We start from the raw sequence: 17800 nt of genomic DNA on the forward strand, positions 1-17800 counted from the left end.
TTGAATATGACAGTCGATTACAAAAACACCCTAAACTTGCCTGAAACAGGCTTTCCGATGCGTGGGGATCTCGCTAAACGTGAGCCCGATATGTTAAAAAATTGGTACGATAAAAATCTCTACCAAAAAATTCGCACAGCCTCTAAAGGCAAGAAGACTTTTATCCTGCACGATGGTCCTCCGTATGCAAATGGTAATCTTCACTTAGGGCACGCTGTTAATAAAATTTTAAAAGATATTATTATGAAGTCTAAGACTTCTCTTGGTTATGATACCCCTTATGTACCGGGTTGGGACTGCCACGGTTTGCCGATTGAATTAAAAGTAGAAGGTATTGTCGGTAAACCGAATGAAAAAATCTCAGCGGCAAAATTCCGCCAAGCTTGCCGTGACTACGCTAAAGAGCAAGTAGAAGGGCAAAAAGCCGACTTTATCCGTATGGGAATTCTGGGCGATTGGGATAACCCTTACTTAACAATGAATTTTGATACTGAGGCAAGCATTATCCGCACCCTTGGTAAAGTAATTGCAAATGGGCATTTATATAAAGGTTCAAAACCGGTTCACTGGTGTTTAGATTGCGGATCATCACTTGCTGAAGCAGAAGTTGAATATGAAGATAAAGTTTCGCCTTCTATCTATGTGCGTTTTAATGCGGTTAATACAGCAGAAGTTGAAGCGAAATTTAATGCACAAGGTAAAGGAAACGGCACCATTTCAGCAGTAATTTGGACTACAACCCCTTGGACGTTACCATCAAATAAAGCGATTTCAATTAACCCGGAATTTAACTACCAATTATTACAATTTGGCGATGAGCGTATTATTTTAGCCGCTGAATTAGTGGAAAGCGTACAAAAAGCAGCTGGTGTAGAGACTGTTGAAGTATTGGGCGAAGTCAAAGGCGACCAACTTGAATTGATGCAATTCAACCACCCATTCTATGACTATAGCGTGCCGTTAATTCTTGGCGATCACGTGACCACTGAAGGCGGGACAGGTTTAGTACATACCGCACCAGATCACGGTCAAGACGACTTTATTGTCGCTAAAAAATACAATATCGAAATGGCCGGGCTTGTGGCAAATGATGGTAAATTCAAGGCTGAAACGCCATTCTTTGCCGGTTTAGGTGTGTTTGAATCAAACGAAAAAGTGCTCGAAAAATTAAAAGAAACAGGCACTTTACTGAAATTAGAACGAATCAAACACAGTTACCCACACTGCTGGCGACACAAAACACCAATTATTTTCCGTGCAACACCACAATGGTTTATCGGAATGGAAACACAAGGTTTACGTCAGCAGGCTTTAGGCGAAATCAAATCAGTTCGTTGGATCCCAAGCTGGGGCGAAGCACGTATTGATACGATGGTGGCAAACCGCCCGGACTGGTGTATTTCTCGCCAACGTACTTGGGGCGTGCCAATGGCGATGTTCGTTCACAATGAAACGGAAGAACTACACCCTCGCACTTTAGAACTAATTGAAGAAGTGGCGAAACGTGTTGAAAAATCAGGTATTCAAGCGTGGTGGGATTTAGACCCGGCAGAATTATTAGGCGAAGAAGCAAAAGATTACCGTAAAGTGCCGGATACATTAGATGTATGGTTTGACTCCGGATCAACTTATTCTTCTGTTGTAGAGCAACGCCCTGAATTTAACGGACAATCGGCAGATATGTATTTAGAAGGCTCAGACCAACATCGTGGTTGGTTTATGTCATCGCTAATGCTTTCTACCGCAACTAACGGCAAAGCCCCTTATAAGCAAGTGCTTACCCACGGTTTTACCGTAGATGAAAAAGGCAGAAAAATGTCTAAATCGCTCGGTAATGTGATTGTGCCAAGTGAAGTATGGAACAAAAATGGTGCCGATATTCTACGTTTATGGGTTGCCTCAACTGACTACACGGGGGAAATTGCCGTTTCGCACAATATCTTAAACAGTGCTGGCGAATCTTACCGCCGTATCCGCAATACCGCTCGTTTCTTGTTAGCGAACTTAAATGGTTTTGATCCGAAACGTGATCTTGTTAAACCAGAAGAGATGATCGCCTTAGATCGCTGGGCGGTAAGCTGTGCCTTAGACGCACAAAATGAAATTAAAGACGCTTATGATAATTATCAATTCCATACCGTTGTTCAGCGTTTAATGCGTTTCTGCTCGATTGAAATGGGATCTTTCTACTTAGATATTATCAAAGACCGTCAATATACAACCAAAGCAGACAGCCTTGCACGTCGTAGTTGCCAAACCGCATTATGGCATATTGCAGAAGCGTTAGTGCGTTGGATGGCACCAATCCTTTCATTTACTGCAGATGAAGTTTGGGGATACTTACCGAAAGTGGAAGGCAGAAGTGAATTTGTATTTACCGAAGAATTCTACGAGGGTTTATTTGGCTTAACAGAAGCAGATAAACTAGATGATGCTTACTGGCAACAAATCTTAAAAGTACGTGCGGAAGTAAACCGTGTGTTAGAGCAAGCTCGTAAAGATAAAGTAATCGGTGCCGGCTTAGAAGCGAAAGTAACGGTTTACGCAAATGATGATATTCGCCCATTGTTAGAACAACTAGGTAACGAATTACGCTTTGTGTTAATTACCTCACAAGCGATTATCAAACCGCTTGCAGAAGCAGATGTTGAGGAAGGCGAATTAGCCGGACTTGCGGTGAAAGTAGAGCGTGCAGAAGGCGAAAAATGCCCTCGTTGCTGGCACTTCGCAACCGACATCGGCACGCACGCAGGGCACGAAGAAATTTGCGGTCGCTGTGTAGAAAACGTAGCCGGCGAAGGCGAACAACGCTCATTTGCCTAATCGTTTACAAGCGGTTAAATTTGCAAAATTTTTTACTAATTTAACCGCTTGGTACTTTTAATTTAAAGCATCGAAATAAGCTTAATATAAGCAAAGAAAACGTATTTAATATTGTACCTAAATACGGACAGGATAAGTAAAATGCTGATACTGAATAAACCTAACCACGCCAAAAAACAGCTGGAAAAGCTCAAATTTATCCCACAATCAGCGGATAAAATTGAATTTTTAAGTGGTAGCCGTGAGTTTAAAACTCGCATTTTACAGCTGATTAAAACTGCAAAAAATCGCATTTATTTAACCGCTTTATACTTTGAACAAGATGAAGCAGGGCAAGAAATTTTAGACGCACTTTATCAGGCGAAGCTGGCTAACCCAGAGTTAGAGATAAAAGTGCTAGTGGATTGGCATCGTGCACAACGAGGTCGTATTGGTGAAGAAGCACAAAGTTCCAATGCGGATTGGTACGCAAAAATCAAACAGCAATATAATTTACCTGCTGAACAAGAAATTGAATTTTGGGGCGTGCCGGTTAATGGTCGAGAAGTCTTTGGCGTGCTGCACTTAAAAGGCTTTGTATTTGATGATACCGTACTTTATAGTGGGGCGAGCATCAATAACGTCTATCTACATCAGTTTGAACGCTATCGTTATGATCGCTATCATACGATTGAAAATAAAACGCTAGCAGATAGCTGGGTTGAATTGATTCAACAGCATATCTTGCCCAATGAGGCGGTTCTACGTTTAGATAATGAAAATCGCCCGAAAACATTAGAAATTCGATCTCAAATCAGGCTATTTCGTAAGCAATTAAGTAAAGCACAATATCAGTTTATTGGTGTTGAGAAAAATAATTCGCTGAATATTACCCCAATAATGGGGCTAGGGCGACGTCAAAATCAGCTAAATAAAGTGATTGAAGCACTTTTCTATCAGACTGAAGAGAAATTAACAATTTGTACACCTTATTTTAATTTCCCTCGTTCGCTTAGAACACGAATTGAATGGTTATTGGCAAATGGCAAGTCGGTTGAAATTATTGTCGGCGACAAAACCGCCAACGATTTTTATACCAAGCCTGAAGAAAAATTCACGATGGCATCGGCACTGCCTTATTTGTATGAGAAAAATCTACGAGCTTTTGCAAAACGACTAGATCCTTATATTCAAAATAAGCAACTAACCATTCGTTTATGGAAAGACGGTGAAAACAGCTACCACCTCAAAGGTGTTTGGGTAGATAGCCAATATATTTTACTCACAGGGAATAATTTAAACCCTCGTGCGTGGCGATTAGATGCAGAAAATGCAATCTTAATTTCAGACCCTCAAGCAGAGTTAAGTGAGAAAGCTCAACTTGAGTTGAATGAAATTCGCCAACATACGAATATTTTGACGCATTATAGCGATTTAGAAGTCTTGGCGGATTACCCGGAGAATGTCCGCAAATTACTGAAAAAATTCGGGCGGGTAAAATTAGACAAAATTGTGAAAATGTTATTATAAGAACAAATTCCCCTTCTTTAGGTTAGGGGAATTTTTTTAAGGAAAGAAAAATGAGTGAACAAATTTACGGTATTCACGCAGTTAAAGCCTTTTTAGACAATGCACCGGAACGTTTAATAGAAGTGTTTGTGCTAAAAGGTCGAGAAGACAAACGTGTATTACCTTTGCTAAATGAATTAAAACGCTTAGGGGTTTCTATTCAACAAGTAAACCGCCAAACGTTAGACAATAAAGCACAAGGCGAAGTACATCAAGGTGTTATTGCCAGAGTTGTACCACAAAAAGAGTTGAATGAGCACGATTTAGAGGCAATTTTAAGCCAAAAGCAACATCCATTATTACTGATTTTAGATGGCGTAACCGACCCTCATAACTTAGGAGCTTGCTTACGAACAGCTGATGCCGCAGGGGTTGATGCCGTGATCGTCCCCAAAGACAAATCGGCACAATTAACCTCAACTGCCAGAAAAGTGGCTTGTGGTGCAGCGGAAGTGATGCCACTTATTCGAGTAACTAACCTTGCCCGTACAATGCGAGATCTGCAAGAACGACATAATGTTTGGATTGTCGGCACCGCAGGCGAAGCAACTTCAGGCATTTATGAAGCAAAATTAACTGGCTCAATCGCCTTAGTAATGGGGGCGGAAGGGGACGGAATGCGACGTCTTACCCGTGAACATTGCGACCAGCTTATCAGCATTCCAATGGCAGGCTCGGTTTCTTCCTTGAATGTTTCGGTGGCAACTGGGGTTTGTTTATTTGAAATTGTGCGTCAAAAACTGGCGGTAAAATAAAGAGAAATAAAAAATGCGAAGGTTTTTTCTTCGCATTTTTTGTTTAAGCAAGTTGTAAAAAAATCTGAAAATTCAACCGCTTGCTAAGCCAAATATTCCTCTAGATTAATAACCTTATCGCACGATTTTTCAATAAGATAAGGATCGTGGCTAACCAGAATTAAGCTACAATTTCTTGCTCGGCATTGGTTAATCAGTAACTCTATGGTTTCTTGCTGAGTAATGGGATCTAAGCGAGAAGTTACTTCATCGGCAAACAGCAATACAGGGTTTAGTAGTAAAGAGCGTAAAATGGCTACCCGTTGTAATTCGCCACCGGAAACATTTTCTGCGGTACGTTCTAATATTTCAGGATTAAGAGAAAGCTGCTCTAACAAACTTGGAATCGGTAGGCGATCTAATTTATGTTTGTTGATCACATCATCAAGTAGCGTTTGTAAACTCACATTCGGGGCAAAAGCCTCTGGTGGATCTTGGTAGAGTTTTAGCACTTGGTGCTTTTTATGGCTTTGGCTATGCCAATAGACCTCGCCTGATTTTGGTTTGAGTAAGCCACATAATACATCTGCCAATGAGCTTTTACCTATCCCACTATGCCCTGAAATGCCTAACACTTCGCCTTTGTGTAAATCAAAAGAGAGATTGCTGAAAAGCGTTTTTTTACCACGAGCAACAGTTAAGTTTTTTACCGAAACAAGCGGCTGTTTTTCGCTGTTATTTTGCGAATTTTGTAACGGTTGCCAGTGTTTCGGATCAGCTCCAATCAATGCTTTAGTGTAAGGGTGTTGTGGATTATTTAATAAAGTTTCCGCATTGCCTTGCTCTAATAATTCGCCTTTTTTCATCACTAAAATATAGCCACCGAGCTGTTCTGCCACTTCAATATCGTGGGTAATAGTGAGCAAGCCGCCACCATTTTGGTAAGCAGATTTAAGTAGTTCGATCACTTTGCCTTTGCTAATTGGGTCTAACCCTTTGGTGGGTTCGTCCGCTAGCAAAATTCTCCCTCCTGCAGCAGTTGCAATCGCAAATGAGGCACGTTGAGCCATACCGCCTGATAATTGGTGCGGATAGCTTTCTACCCAATCGCCTAAGCCCAGTTGCGTTAAATATTGCTGTGTTTGGCTTTTCGCTTCCGAGTTGTTTTTGCCGGCGACTAGGCGGAAACTTTCCCATAACTGTTTGCCGATAGACATAATCGGGTCAAGAGAACGGCGAGGTTCTTGTGGCAACATTACTAGGGTTTTGCCCCACTGTTTTTCAACTTCTATTTGATTGTTAAAATCAATTTTGTGATTTTCTACCCAAAATTGACAGCTTGCGACCAATTCTTTTGGTAATGCTCCCATAATGGCTTGAATCAGCAAACTTTTGCCCGAGCCTGTTTCGCCCAAAATCGTAATATTTTTACCTTGTTCAAGGGCTAGAGAGATTGGTTGAACGAGCGTTAAACCATCAACGGTTTGTACACCAACATTTTTAATTTCCAATAACATTATTTCACTCTCCCTGATAATAATTGTAGGCTAAGTACCATTAAAAAAACGGCAATAACAGGTTGTAAGAACACCATTGGGGCTTGGTAATAATAAGGGAAAAGTTCCGTCATCATTAAGCCAAGCTCTGCTGTAGGCGGACGCAAACCAACGCTAACAAAACCAAGAGTTGCAAGTGCTAAAATCGCATTACCTAACGAGAAGGCAGAGAGTGTGGCAATCATCGGTAATAGGCGAGGGAGTAAGTGTCGTTTAAAGCTATAAATCCAGCCCATTCCCATTAAGCGTGAAGATTGAATTTCTGAGCTTGTCGCCATTGTTGAGCTAATAGAACGAATAACACGGAAAAATTCTACCCACATTACAAGTGAGATCCCTAAATATAATGTCCAAAATGAACCTGGGGAAAGAGCTGCAAAAAGTAGAATAAGTAATAAGCCCGGTAAAGCCATTACTAAATCGCAAATAAAGCTAAAAATGCGATCAATCCAACCACCGAAAAAGCCCGCCATCACACCCGTAATAAGCCCTGCAACTAAAGCACAAGCAACACTAAAAAGTGATAAGCCAAAAGATAAACGAATGGCAGAGGCAAGGCGAGCGAGCATATCTCGCCCAAGATGGTCGGTGCCGAACCACGCTAATTCAGTTGAGCCAGAAAGGATATTGCTTAAATCTTGAAAGCTCATATCCATTGGGTAAAAATAAGGTTGTAAAAAGGCAAACCCTAGCATAACCAGTAGGATAGTTGCCCCAATAAATTGTGAGATTGAAAGTTTCATTTAGTGTTATCCTAATTCTTAATTCGTGGGTCAATCCAAGCACTTAACATATCGGCAATCATATTTAGCACGACAAATAAACCACCCATTACGAGAGTTGTACCTTGAATCATCGGTACATCACGGGCAATAATGGCGTGAACAAGGGCGTGTCCGCTACCCGGCCAAGCAAATAAACTTTCAACAATAACAACCCCTTCAATTAAATACACTAATTGTACTGCGTGGTAAGCAATAACAGGTACAGCAATATTTGGTAAACCGTGTCGCCAGAATGTTTGCCAACGACTTAATCCTTTTAATTGAGCGAATTGGTAAAATTCAGAGGATTTCGCTTGCACCATTGCTGAACGAGTTACTCGAACAGATACTGCACTTAATCCTATCGCTAAGGTTAAAGCAGGTAGTACAAAGTGTTGCCAACTGCCATAACCACCTGCCGGCAACCATCTGAGTTGAGCCGCAAACAAAGTAATTAAGCCAATCGCAATGATAAAAGCTGGTACTGAACGGAAAAGCGTGCTGAAAACCAAGGTCAAGCGGTCAAAAAAACCGTTTGGTTTGCGGGCAGCTAATAAGCCAAGTGGCGGGCCAATTAAAACGGCAAGCACCAAAGCGACTAAGGCTAGTGATAAGGTATGCCCAAATTGGTGTTGAATTTCAGACCAAACAGAGTCACCCGTGACTAACGATTTTCCTAAATTAAATTGTACTAAATCAGTCAGCCAGTTGAAGTAGCTTACCCACCAATCTTGGTCTAGGGCAAGCTCGGCTCGCACTGCATCTGCTGCGGCACTATCTGTTTGGTCATAACCGTAACGGCTAGCGGCAATGCGGTATGCCATATCGCCAGAAAGCTGGCGAGTTAGAATAAAAGTAAGTGTACCAACCGACCAAATTACTAATAGAATTTGAATCAGACGGCGGAGAATGATTTTTAGCATTGTGGAGATTATCTCTTTAGTTGTTAAATCTCCCTTAGTTCCCTCTTTGTAAGGGGGAAGGGAGATTTGATAGCATAAATAACGAATTTCGGATAGTTTATTTACTTAATGTTTCTAAATAAAAGCGACGTTCAAATGGATCGAGTTGCACATTTTTCACTTCTTTGTGAGACACGACATTTTGTTGATAGTACACCACTGGAATAATTGGTAATTCATCGACTAATGCTTGGCTAATGGTTTGTTTCAATGCTTTGATTTTTTCAGGAGCTTGCTCCGTTTCTAATGCCTTTATAGCATTGTCTGCATCTTGATTCTGCCAGTTCATTGTGCCCCAATCGCTACCGCCATTTGCAAAGTCAGATGCAATTACACCATATGGATCAAGCGTTTTACCGTAGTTAAAGGCATAAAGAGCCATCTCTAAACTACCATCTTGATGCCCGGCTGGGATCTCACTAAAGTTACCAACAGAGATATTTACATCCACACCAATTTGTTTCCACTGTGCTTGTAAAATAGTGGCAATAATAGGTAGTTCTGGACGGTCAGAGAAGGTTCTCAACGTAAAGCTAAAGGCTTTACCATCTTTTGTTAATTTACCTTCTGCATCATAGCTATAACCAGAAGCGGTCAGATTTTCTTTAATTTTTGCAATATCGGCTGCTTCTTCAACGGTTTCTACACGCCAATCAGCAAAAGATTTTGGCAGAATTTGGTCAGCTGCACCGTTTTCGATTTTTAATACTTGCTCTGCAATCGCTTTACGGTTAATCGCTTGTGATAAAGCTTGGCGAACCGCAATATCGTTAAAAAACGGTTTTGCAACGTCCATTTTTAGCTGAATAGTACGGGCAATAGAGGTACTTGCAAGGGATAAGTTTGGATCATTTTTTAATCTTGCCACACTTGCCGTATCTAAGTTAAAGACAAGTGAAGATGCTTCACTTTGTGCCATTAGAGTACGGGTTTCACTACGGCTACTTGCCAAGTAGTTAGCTTGTAATAATTGTGGTTTATTGCCCCAATATTCTTCAAAGCGTATGCTTTCTAATTTTTGTGGAGCTTCAATTTTCGTTGCTTTAAAGGCACCTGTGCCGATTACTTCTACTACATTACCTGTTTCATCAAAGCTTTCTTCTGCCAAAATTAAAGTGGTGTAATGGGTTAAGAAAGAAGGGAATGGTACAAAAGCTTTGCTTAATTCAAATTGTACTTGTTTATCGTTTACCGCTTTAATATCTTGGATAAACGCTTTTTGTAATACACCCGGTTTTGAAAGTGCAATTTTTAACGATTTTTCAACCGCTTGTGCATTGAGTGGTTTGCCATTATGGAATGTGGCATCACGCAGAGTAAATGTCCAAACCGTTGCATCGGCATTGCTTTCCCATTTTGTGGCCAAACCTGGTACTAATTCTGCATTGAGATTCGCTTCAACCAAACTTTCAGCAATGTTCATTCGCTGAAAAATAAGCCCGGTTTGGTCTAAATCTAGGCTATTTAATTCCCAAGGGGCAACAACGGTAACAAGTGATAAGCTATTGTCCTGTGTTTGAGATTGTTCATTTTGAAGAGTCGTTTTTTGTTCAGTCGTTTGGGTGCTTTTATCATCACAAGCTGCGACTAAAAATGCAGATAAGGTTAATGGCAAGAACCATTTTTTCATTTGGGTTATCTCCATAAAAAAATAAAGGTTTAGGTAAAGGCGAAACTCTAGCATATTTCCATAAAAAAAGTAGAGTTATTTTTAGTTGAGTATTTTGATCGGTTATTTTATGCTCAAAAAAAGAGCCTTAAAATAAGGCTCTATAATGAGTAGATAAGAGATAATTTTATGCTGCAAATTCTTGCATAAATTTACCCGCTTGTTGCACCATTGAAGATGATCCAACAAAGAAAGGTACACGTTGATGAAGCTCGGTTGGTTTAATATCTAAAATTGGGTTAATGCCATCTGTTGCCATACCACCAGCTTGTTCGGCTAAGAAAGCTATAGGGTTACATTCATAAAGTAAACGAAGTTTGCCTTTCGGGTAAACCGTGGAGGTTGGATAGATATAAATACCACCTTTTAATAAATTACGATGGAAATCAGAGACTAATGAGCCAATATAGCGTGAAGAGTATGGACGCTTACTTACTTCGTCAGTTTCTTGGCAATATTTAATAAAACGTTTTACCCCTTGCGGGAAGGTTACATATTGGCCTTCATTAATCGAGTAGTATTTCCCTTCTGCCGGTGTTTTTAGATCTGGATGAGAAAGAATAAATAAACCTAATGATGGATCATAAGTAAAACCATTTACCCCGTTACCTGTTGTGTAAACCAACATAGTAGAAGAGCCATAAGTGACATAGCCTGCAGCAACTTGCTTACGTCCTTCTTGCATAAAATCTTCTTTTGTTACTGGGGTGCCAATAGGGGAGATGCGACGGTAGATAGAAAAGATTGTTCCAACAGAAACATTTACTTCAATATTTGATGAGCCATCAAGCGGGTCTGTCATTAAAATATATTTTGCGTTTCGGCCTCGCTCGTTATCAAAAGCGACAAATTCATCGTCCTCTTCGGAAGCAAAACCAGCGACATCCTCACGGGCTAATAATGCTTTTTTCATTGTTTCATTAGCGAATACATCTAATTTCATCTGTGCTTCGCCTTGCACATTTTCTGAGCCCGCAGCACCTAAAATATCTTGGCTTAAACCGGCACGATTGATTTCACGATGAATAATTTTTGCAGCTAAACGAATAGAAGATAAAATGCCACTTAATTCGCCTTTTGCCTCAGGGTATTCGGCTTGTTTTTCAATAATAAATTCGCCGAGCGTTTTCATATTTTTCTCCTTGCTTATGTTAGAATAGATTTATTATAGCGATTACTTAAAATAGGTAATGAATTAACGCTCATTTTTGTGATCAAGTTCACATTTTTATAACATTATTATCGATTTTATTTATGACTTTTAACCATAAGGAGCGAAATATGAGCGATTTTTCGATAAAGAGCATTAGCCCTGAATTAAATATAGTGAAATACAATGAATTGGCAATATTAGAAGTTAATCATCCTAAAGCAAAAGCGAAAATTGCACTGCAAGGAGCCCAATTGCTAAGCTGGCAACCATATAACGCAACACAAGATGTATTATGGTTAAGCGATATTGAGCCATTTAAAATAGGCACCGCCATTCGAGGAGGAGTTCCTATTTGTTACCCTTGGTTTGGAAATGTGAAAACACCTGCTCACGGAACAGCCCGTATTAGCGAGTGGTCACTAGTGGAACATTCTTATTCGGAAGATTATATCCGTTTAGTCTTTGCATTAGAAAATGACGCAAAAATTGAGATGATGTTAGGGGAAAGTTGCACGCTTAATTTTACACATCTAGGTGCAGACCCCGCACAACTTGCATTACATACCTATTTTAATATTGGCGATATTAACAAGCTTGAAGTTGAAGGCCTGCCAACAAGTTGTTTTGATAAACTGACAAATCAACAAGTTGATGTGCCGTCGCCTCGCATTATTCAAGAAAATGTAGATTGTATTTATGCAGCACAAGCGGTGAATTTTATTCAAGATTTTGCAAATCAAAGAACAATAAAAGTTGAGCATATTAATGCAACAGAAACCGTATTGTGGAACCCTTGGCATAAGCCAACAGGTGGAATGAGCGAGAATGCTTACCAAAAAATGGTTTGTGTTGAGACTGCTCGATTAAATACATTACTACAACAAAATGATACTATGAGTGTGAAAATTTCACTCTAAATTCCTACATTGCACAAGCGGTTGTTTTGGGGCATTTTTTTGCAAAAAAACACCGCTTGCAAAGTCTATATATTTCTTTGTTTTCAAGCTATAATATCAGATTATTATTTTAATTAATTGAGAATACTCAAAAATATGAACAGCAAACTTTTAGCAACGGGAAGCTATTTACCTTCTCGTATCCGTACCAATGCTGATTTAGAAAAAATGGTGGATACATCTGATGAGTGGATTGTTACCCGTTCAGGCATTCGTGAACGTCGTATTGCAGAGCCTAATGAAACCGTTGCAACAATGGGGTGCCAAGCGGCTCAAAAAGCATTAGAAATGGCAAATATTGAGGCGAATGAAATTGATTTAATCATTGTTGGTACAACAACTAACTCGCACTCTTATCCAAGTGCCGCTTGCCAAATTCAAGGTTTACTTGGTATTGAAAATGCGATTGCTTTTGATGTAGCAGCAGCTTGTACTGGCTTTGTGTACGCATTAAGTGTTGCCGATCAATTTGTGCGTAATGGGCAAGTGAAAAAAGCGTTAGTAATTGGTTCAGATCTCAATTCTAGAATGCTTGATGAAACTGACCGCAGTACCGTTGTATTATTTGGTGATGGTGCCGGTGCGGTAATTTTAGAAGCAAGTGATGAGCCAGGCATTATTTCAACCCACTTACACGCAGCACCAGATTTAGATAATAATTTAGTCTTAAAAACGCAAAAACGTGGAGATGGGCGTTCAGGCTTTATTGAAATGCAAGGTAATGCAACCTTTAAAATTGCAGTAAATCAGCTTTCAAGTGTGGTAGAAGAAACGCTTGAAGCCAATAACTTGCAAAAATCGGATTTAGATTGGTTAATTCCGCACCAAGCAAATTTACGTATTATCACGGCAACGGCGAAAAAACTGGATATGGGAATGGATCAAGTGGTTGTAACTCTTGATAAATATGCCAACACCAGTGCGGCAACGGTGCCGGTTGCATTAGATGAAGCCGTGCGTGACGGTCGTATTCAACGTGGGCAATTATTACTCCTTGAGGCATTCGGCGGTGGCTGGACTTGGGGTTCTGGATTGGTTAAGTTTTAAGGCGAAATAATGTCAGAAAAACAGACTTTTGCAGATAAAAAGCGTAAAACCGTTGAACAAGCGGAGTTTACCGAAGATGGTCGCTATTTACGAAAAGTGCGTAGTTTCGTATTACGTACTGGACGTTTAAGCGATTATCAACGTGATATGATGAACAACAACTGGGCAAATTTAGGCTTAGATTATCAGGCAATGCCGTTTAATTTTGAGCAGATTTTTGGAAATACCAACCCTGTTGTGTTAGAGATCGGTTTTGGTATGGGCAGATCGCTTGTGGAAATGGCAGAGCAAAACCCAGATAGAAACTATATCGGAATTGAAGTTCACACACCGGGTGTTGGAGCCTGTATTGCTTATGCACTCGAAAAAGGGGTTAAAAACTTACGTGTGATTTGCCACGATGCGACCGAAATTTTACGAGATAGCATTGCAGATAACGCACTGGGTGGCTTGCAACTTTATTTCCCGGATCCGTGGCAAAAAGCAAAACATCATAAACGTCGTATTGTGCAACCTGAATTTATTACCCGAGTGTTACAAAAATTAAGCCCAAATGGCTTTATTCATTTTGCAACAGACTGGGAAAATTATGCAGAGCATATGCTTGAAGTATTACGTCAATTTGAAAATGAATTAGAAAATACATCAGCAACCAATGATTTTATTCCCCGTCCAGATTTCCGCCCTTTAACCAAGTTTGAAGAGCGAGGTCATCGTTTAGGGCACGGTGTGTGGGATCTATATTTTATTAAGAAATAAGTTTATTAAAGAGAGGAGAAATAGGTATGGCTATTCAACGTAACGCACGTCAGCGTAAAAAAATGCACTTAGCAGAGTTCCAAGAGTTAGGTTTTTTAGTGAAATTCAGCTTTGCTGAAGGCACAGGGATTGATCAAATTGATGCAACGGTTGATCGTTTTATTGATGAAGTAATTAAAGTAAACGGTTTAGCATTAGAAGCAAACGGCTACTTAAATTGGGAAGGTTTAGTTTGTTTAGAAAAATTAGGCAAATGTGATGAATCTCACCGCCAATTAGTGAAAAATTGGCTAGAAAGCAACGGTTTACAAAACGTTCAAGTGAGCGAATTATTCGATATTTGGTGGGACTACCCAGTTGAAGCCTAATTGGCTTTTTTAACTTGAAATAGCAAGCGGTTATATTTTTTAGAAAATTTGCAAATTTTTTCTCAAAAACAACCGCTTGTTGTTTATTAAAAATAACAAAAGAGAGAAATAGATGGAATTTTTAGCCCCTGTTATTTCATTAGTTGTTGGTTTTTTAAATTTTGTATTGGTGTTAAGAACTTGGCTACAATTTTGCCGAGTAGATCCTCGTTTACCCATTTCACAAACATTACTAAAAATCACAGAACCTTTAGTATCGCCTGTCGGTAAATTAATTCCGACAATTAAAAATATTTGTTTTCCAGCACTGTTTATTGCGGCGGCATTAGTCACATTACAGTTTGTATTATTTGGTATTGATTTACCTAGAGCAGTATTAATTGGCTTATTAAGTCTCGTAAAAACATTCGGACAAATTCTATTTTTTACTACCTTAATTCGTGCATTAATGAGTTGGGTTACACAAGGTAATCACCCATTAGATTATACGGTGGCACAAATTACCGAACCTGTATTAGGTTTTATCCGTAAACTTCTACCAAGAACAGGAATGCTTGATTTTTCCGTAATGGTTTTAGGCTTTGGTTTATTGTTGCTCAATAGCTTTTTCTACCAAATTTTTGGTGGATTATGGGCTGCAGCTTAATAAGCTGATAGAAATGAAAAATCCGCAAGTATTTTGTAGTACTTGCGGATTTTTTATATTTAATTAGCGTTGGCGAGCTTTAAATCTTGGATTTGTTTTGCAAATCACATAAAGTTTGCCTTTACGCCTAACGATTTGGCAATCTGGGTGGCGTGATTTAGCTGATTTTAATGAATTTAAAATTTTCATTGTTGCTCCTATTATTTCTTATTCGCCAATGTTGATGCAAAGCCTTTGAATCTATCTTTAAATTGACTTGCACGGCCTTCGGTGTTCGCTTCACGACGTTTACCAGTATAAACAGGGTGTGATGCTGATGAAGTATCTAAGGTGTAAAGTGGATACTCTTTTCCATCTTCCCACACCATTGTTTTGTTTGTTGCCGCACAAGAGCGGATAATCCAACCTTGCTGAACAGAACCATCATAAAATAATACTTCACGATAATTTTCAGGATGAATCCCTTTTTTCATATTTTCTCCAGAATTTTTATAACCATACTAAAATTATGGGATATATCATATCTGAATTTATTTTTTAATTCCATAACTTTTTTATGGTAATTAAAAATAAATCGTATTTTAAGAGAGAGTTCCTCTTTTCTAATTGAAAATTATGGTAATCTAAGCATTATTTATTTTAATGGAGACGAAAATGAGCAAAAATCCTTATTTAATCGCCCCTTCTATTTTATCGGCAGATTTGGCAAGATTAGGCGAAGATGTCGCAGAGGTGCTAAAAGCAGGAGCAGATTTAATCCATTTTGATGTAATGGATAATCATTATGTACCGAATTTAACCTTTGGCCCTGCCATTTGCAAAGCCTTGCGTGATTATGGTATTCAATGCCCGATAGACGTGCATCTAATGGCTAAACCCGTTGAGCGTTTAATTCCTGATTTTGCTAAAGCTGGGGCAGATTATATTACCTTCCACCCAGAAGCAACGGAACATATTGACCGCACCCTTCAACTTATTCGTGATTTGGGTTGTAAATCAGGCTTAGTTTTTAACCCTGCAACACCACTAAGCTATTTAGATTATGTGATGGATAAAGTCGATGTTATTTTATTAATGTCAGTTAATCCTGGTTTTGGTGGGCAATCTTTTATTCCTTCAACTTTAGATAAATTGCGTGAAGTTCGTCGTCGTATTGATGAAAGCGGTTATAATATCCGTCTAGAGGTTGATGGCGGTGTGAAAACCAATAATATTGCGGAAATTGCCGAAGCAGGTGCTGATATGTTTGTAGCAGGTTCGGCTATCTTCGATCAGAATGATTACCAAGCAGTTATTCAACAAATGCGAGCGGAACTTGCTAAAGTGAGCTAATCAAATTACGAAATTTGATCTAACGCTATGGATCAAACGAAAACATAATGGTAGAATTGGAAACATTCTTATTCAGGTGTATTTAGATAGTCTGGTTTGACCTTTCTATAAAAGGTTGTATTTGAAATTATTTAGATTACACTATTTAACTCTCGCACTTATGCGATATTCACTATAGGAAAAACAAAATGAGCATTGAAGAACGCGTAAAAAAAATCATTGTTGATCAACTTGGCGCGAAAGCAGAAGACGTAAAACCAGAAGCTTCATTCATTGAAGATTTAGGTGCAGACTCTTTAGATACAGTTGAATTAGTAATGGCTTTAGAAGAAGAATTCGATATCGAAATTCCAGATGAAGAAGCTGAAAAAATTACTACTGTTCAGTCAGCAATTGATTACGTTCAAAACAATCAATAATCTGAATAAATGTTAGGCGACCAATAGGTCGCCTAATTTTTTATCTATTATGCTGAGTTTTGCAAAAGCAATCATTAAGATGGTCATCAACCAATCCCATTGACTGCATAAAAGCATAGCAGGTTGTTTCGCCCACAAAAACAAAACCACGTTTTTTTAAGGCTTTTGACATAGCTTTTGAGGTCTCTGTTTTACTTGGAATGCTATCGAGATTTGGTACATCATTAATTTGTGGTTTGCCATCTACAAATGCCCAAATAAATTGGCTGAAATCTTCGCCCTGTTCCTGCATTTTTAGATAAGCTTTTGCATTTTTCACAATGGCTTCTAATTTTGCTCGGTGGCGGATTAACTGTGACTTTTGCATCAGTGTATCAATATCCTGCTCACGCATTTGAGCAATTTTTTCAGGTACAAATTGATAAAACGCTTGGCGGTAGGCTTCTCGTTTTTTTAATACGGTGATCCAAGAAAGCCCTGCTTGTTGCCCTTCTAAACAAATTTTTTCAAATAATTTCTGACTATCGAATTGTGGTTTTCCCCACTCATCATCGTGGTATTTGATATAAATATCGCTATCGCCACACCAATTACAGCGAATTTTTTGACTGTTTTCCATTATTTACGAATTTTCCAATAATTATCGGTTTTGAGTAAGCGAATTTTACTATCTTTTGAAAGATATCCGCCTTTGACTGCTTCTAAAATGGTATTCTCCGGCAAGTCAGAAGCAAAAACTTCTGCTTGGGTACGATCTTCAGAGAAGATGATATAGACCGCTAGCGAGTCATTTTCGGGATCTGTTAATGTAATATCTGCGACATTAAATACTTGCACACACTCTTTTTTAAGAAAAGAGTAACTTTGCCCTGCACTTACTAAACAGCCATTGGCATCTTTCTCTTGACCAATTATTGCGGAAGTAGGGGCTAAGCAAGCGATTAACAGAGTAGAGAAGGTGAGGGCGGAAAGTAATTTTTTCATTTGCAAAATTCCTATAAAAATAGACCGCTTGTTCTCATTTAATGGAATACAAGCGGTCAAATTAGCTTAAAAGTTTGCGA

At 39.1% G+C, this 17800-nt stretch carries 19 protein-coding genes; 10 read left to right on the forward strand and 9 right to left on the reverse strand.

Annotated elements, in window-relative coordinates:
- Positions 1-6: 6 nt before the first annotated feature.
- The 3 genes from ileS (at position 7) to rlmB (ending at position 5126) form a co-directional block, all read left to right on the forward strand.
- On the forward strand, positions 7-2823 hold the full coding sequence (gene ileS, locus PTQ27_RS03005; RefSeq protein WP_273749521.1) for an isoleucine--tRNA ligase: 2817 nt from the start codon (positions 7-9) through the stop codon (positions 2821-2823).
- 141 nt (positions 2824-2964) lie between these two features.
- A complete protein-coding gene (gene pssA / locus PTQ27_RS03010) occupies positions 2965-4332 on the forward strand; it encodes a CDP-diacylglycerol--serine O-phosphatidyltransferase (protein ID WP_273749520.1) in 1368 nt (455 codons plus the stop codon).
- A 50-nt stretch (positions 4333-4382) separates the two neighbouring features.
- Positions 4383-5126: a 23S rRNA (guanosine(2251)-2'-O)-methyltransferase RlmB gene (gene rlmB / locus PTQ27_RS03015; RefSeq protein ID WP_273749519.1), complete on the forward strand. Its 744-nt coding sequence runs from the start codon at positions 4383-4385 to the stop codon at positions 5124-5126.
- 83 nt (positions 5127-5209) lie between these two features.
- On the opposite strand, the gene PTQ27_RS03020 is transcribed toward rlmB, so the two are convergent.
- The 5 genes from PTQ27_RS03020 to fbp all read right to left on the reverse strand — a co-directional run bounded on the left by PTQ27_RS03020 (position 5210) and on the right by fbp (position 11188).
- Complete coding sequence (locus PTQ27_RS03020) at positions 5210-6625, reverse strand: ABC transporter ATP-binding protein (protein WP_273749681.1); 1416 nt, start codon at positions 6623-6625, stop codon at positions 5210-5212.
- Positions 6622-7404: an ABC transporter permease gene (locus PTQ27_RS03025; protein ID WP_273749518.1), complete on the reverse strand. Its 783-nt coding sequence runs from the start codon at positions 7402-7404 to the stop codon at positions 6622-6624. The genes PTQ27_RS03020 and PTQ27_RS03025 overlap by 4 nt, the downstream gene beginning before the upstream one ends.
- An 11-nt stretch (positions 7405-7415) precedes the next feature.
- Positions 7416-8348, reverse strand: a complete 933-nt coding sequence (locus tag PTQ27_RS03030) for an ABC transporter permease (protein WP_273749517.1) — start codon at positions 8346-8348, stop codon at positions 7416-7418.
- Positions 8349-8445: 97 nt separating this feature from the next.
- Positions 8446-10017, reverse strand: a complete 1572-nt coding sequence (locus tag PTQ27_RS03035; RefSeq protein ID WP_273749516.1) for an ABC transporter substrate-binding protein — start codon at positions 10015-10017, stop codon at positions 8446-8448.
- 166 nt (positions 10018-10183) lie between these two features.
- Positions 10184-11188, reverse strand: coding sequence for a class 1 fructose-bisphosphatase (gene fbp / locus PTQ27_RS03040; protein WP_273749515.1), 1005 nt, complete (start codon positions 11186-11188; stop codon positions 10184-10186).
- A 149-nt stretch (positions 11189-11337) separates the two neighbouring features.
- Here fbp and PTQ27_RS03045 point away from each other — a divergent pair, with 149 nt between their 5' ends.
- The 5 genes from PTQ27_RS03045 to PTQ27_RS03065 all read left to right on the forward strand — a co-directional run bounded on the left by PTQ27_RS03045 (position 11338) and on the right by PTQ27_RS03065 (position 14985).
- Complete coding sequence (locus PTQ27_RS03045) at positions 11338-12126, forward strand: D-hexose-6-phosphate mutarotase (RefSeq protein ID WP_273749514.1); 789 nt, start codon at positions 11338-11340, stop codon at positions 12124-12126.
- 135 nt (positions 12127-12261) lie between these two features.
- Positions 12262-13212 (forward strand): beta-ketoacyl-ACP synthase III, encoded by a 951-nt coding sequence (locus PTQ27_RS03050; protein ID WP_273749513.1) that lies wholly within the window; start codon positions 12262-12264, stop codon positions 13210-13212.
- Between the two features lie 9 nt (positions 13213-13221).
- Positions 13222-13971, forward strand: coding sequence for a tRNA (guanosine(46)-N7)-methyltransferase TrmB (trmB, locus tag PTQ27_RS03055; RefSeq protein WP_273749511.1), 750 nt, complete (start codon positions 13222-13224; stop codon positions 13969-13971).
- Positions 13972-13997: 26 nt separating this feature from the next.
- Positions 13998-14339 (forward strand): YggL family protein, encoded by a 342-nt coding sequence (locus PTQ27_RS03060; RefSeq protein WP_273749510.1) that lies wholly within the window; start codon positions 13998-14000, stop codon positions 14337-14339.
- A gap of 112 nt (positions 14340-14451) precedes the next feature.
- Positions 14452-14985 carry a YggT family protein gene (locus PTQ27_RS03065; protein ID WP_273749509.1) on the forward strand — a complete coding sequence of 178 codons (534 nt, stop codon included), beginning with the start codon at positions 14452-14454 and terminating at the stop codon, positions 14983-14985.
- Between the two features lie 63 nt (positions 14986-15048).
- On the opposite strand, the gene ykgO is transcribed toward PTQ27_RS03065, so the two are convergent.
- Positions 15049-15174: a type B 50S ribosomal protein L36 gene (gene ykgO / locus PTQ27_RS03070; RefSeq protein WP_027073749.1), complete on the reverse strand. Its 126-nt coding sequence runs from the start codon at positions 15172-15174 to the stop codon at positions 15049-15051.
- Positions 15175-15185: 11 nt separating this feature from the next.
- A complete protein-coding gene (locus tag PTQ27_RS03075) occupies positions 15186-15458 on the reverse strand; it encodes a type B 50S ribosomal protein L31 (protein ID WP_273749508.1) in 273 nt (90 codons plus the stop codon).
- 181 nt (positions 15459-15639) lie between these two features.
- Here PTQ27_RS03075 and rpe point away from each other — a divergent pair, with 181 nt between their 5' ends.
- Both rpe and acpP read left to right on the forward strand, forming a co-directional pair.
- Positions 15640-16317 carry a ribulose-phosphate 3-epimerase gene (gene rpe / locus PTQ27_RS03080; protein WP_273749507.1) on the forward strand — a complete coding sequence of 226 codons (678 nt, stop codon included), beginning with the start codon at positions 15640-15642 and terminating at the stop codon, positions 16315-16317.
- Positions 16318-16505: 188 nt separating this feature from the next.
- A complete protein-coding gene (gene acpP, locus PTQ27_RS03085) occupies positions 16506-16736 on the forward strand; it encodes an acyl carrier protein (protein WP_006249478.1) in 231 nt (76 codons plus the stop codon).
- A gap of 40 nt (positions 16737-16776) precedes the next feature.
- On the opposite strand, the gene PTQ27_RS03090 is transcribed toward acpP, so the two are convergent.
- Positions 16777-17355, reverse strand: coding sequence for a DNA-3-methyladenine glycosylase I (locus tag PTQ27_RS03090; RefSeq protein WP_273749504.1), 579 nt, complete (start codon positions 17353-17355; stop codon positions 16777-16779).
- Positions 17355-17720 (reverse strand): hypothetical protein, encoded by a 366-nt coding sequence (locus tag PTQ27_RS03095; protein WP_273749503.1) that lies wholly within the window; start codon positions 17718-17720, stop codon positions 17355-17357. Before PTQ27_RS03095 ends, PTQ27_RS03090 begins: the two co-directional genes overlap by 1 nt.
- Between the last annotated feature and the right edge of the window lie 80 nt (positions 17721-17800).

Origin of the sequence: Mannheimia cairinae (genome assembly GCF_028649535.1) — a bacterium.
GTDB classification, from domain to species: Bacteria; Pseudomonadota; Gammaproteobacteria; order Enterobacterales; family Pasteurellaceae; genus Mannheimia; species Mannheimia cairinae.

What these genes read in the sequence shown, in the direction of transcription:
- PTQ27_RS03030 (WP_273749517.1), bottom strand. Translation starts at nt 8,348, where the DNA reads ATGCTAAAAATCATTCTCCGCCGTCTGATTCAAATTCTATTAGTAATT.
- rlmB (WP_273749519.1), top strand. Translation starts at nt 4,383, where the DNA reads ATGAGTGAACAAATTTACGGTATTCACGCAGTTAAAGCCTTTTTAGAC.
- PTQ27_RS03060 (WP_273749510.1), top strand. Translation starts at nt 13,998, where the DNA reads ATGGCTATTCAACGTAACGCACGTCAGCGTAAAAAAATGCACTTAGCA.
- ileS (WP_273749521.1), top strand. Translation starts at nt 7, where the DNA reads ATGACAGTCGATTACAAAAACACCCTAAACTTGCCTGAAACAGGCTTT.
- PTQ27_RS03095 (WP_273749503.1), bottom strand. Translation starts at nt 17,720, where the DNA reads ATGAAAAAATTACTTTCCGCCCTCACCTTCTCTACTCTGTTAATCGCT.
- PTQ27_RS03075 (WP_273749508.1), bottom strand. Translation starts at nt 15,458, where the DNA reads ATGAAAAAAGGGATTCATCCTGAAAATTATCGTGAAGTATTATTTTAT.
- PTQ27_RS03065 (WP_273749509.1), top strand. Translation starts at nt 14,452, where the DNA reads ATGGAATTTTTAGCCCCTGTTATTTCATTAGTTGTTGGTTTTTTAAAT.
- rpe (WP_273749507.1), top strand. Translation starts at nt 15,640, where the DNA reads ATGAGCAAAAATCCTTATTTAATCGCCCCTTCTATTTTATCGGCAGAT.
- PTQ27_RS03045 (WP_273749514.1), top strand. Translation starts at nt 11,338, where the DNA reads ATGAGCGATTTTTCGATAAAGAGCATTAGCCCTGAATTAAATATAGTG.
- pssA (WP_273749520.1), top strand. Translation starts at nt 2,965, where the DNA reads ATGCTGATACTGAATAAACCTAACCACGCCAAAAAACAGCTGGAAAAG.
- ykgO (WP_027073749.1), bottom strand. Translation starts at nt 15,174, where the DNA reads ATGAAAATTTTAAATTCATTAAAATCAGCTAAATCACGCCACCCAGAT.
- PTQ27_RS03035 (WP_273749516.1), bottom strand. Translation starts at nt 10,017, where the DNA reads ATGAAAAAATGGTTCTTGCCATTAACCTTATCTGCATTTTTAGTCGCA.
- PTQ27_RS03050 (WP_273749513.1), top strand. Translation starts at nt 12,262, where the DNA reads ATGAACAGCAAACTTTTAGCAACGGGAAGCTATTTACCTTCTCGTATC.
- PTQ27_RS03090 (WP_273749504.1), bottom strand. Translation starts at nt 17,355, where the DNA reads ATGGAAAACAGTCAAAAAATTCGCTGTAATTGGTGTGGCGATAGCGAT.
- acpP (WP_006249478.1), top strand. Translation starts at nt 16,506, where the DNA reads ATGAGCATTGAAGAACGCGTAAAAAAAATCATTGTTGATCAACTTGGC.
- PTQ27_RS03025 (WP_273749518.1), bottom strand. Translation starts at nt 7,404, where the DNA reads ATGAAACTTTCAATCTCACAATTTATTGGGGCAACTATCCTACTGGTT.
- fbp (WP_273749515.1), bottom strand. Translation starts at nt 11,188, where the DNA reads ATGAAAACGCTCGGCGAATTTATTATTGAAAAACAAGCCGAATACCCT.
- trmB (WP_273749511.1), top strand. Translation starts at nt 13,222, where the DNA reads ATGTCAGAAAAACAGACTTTTGCAGATAAAAAGCGTAAAACCGTTGAA.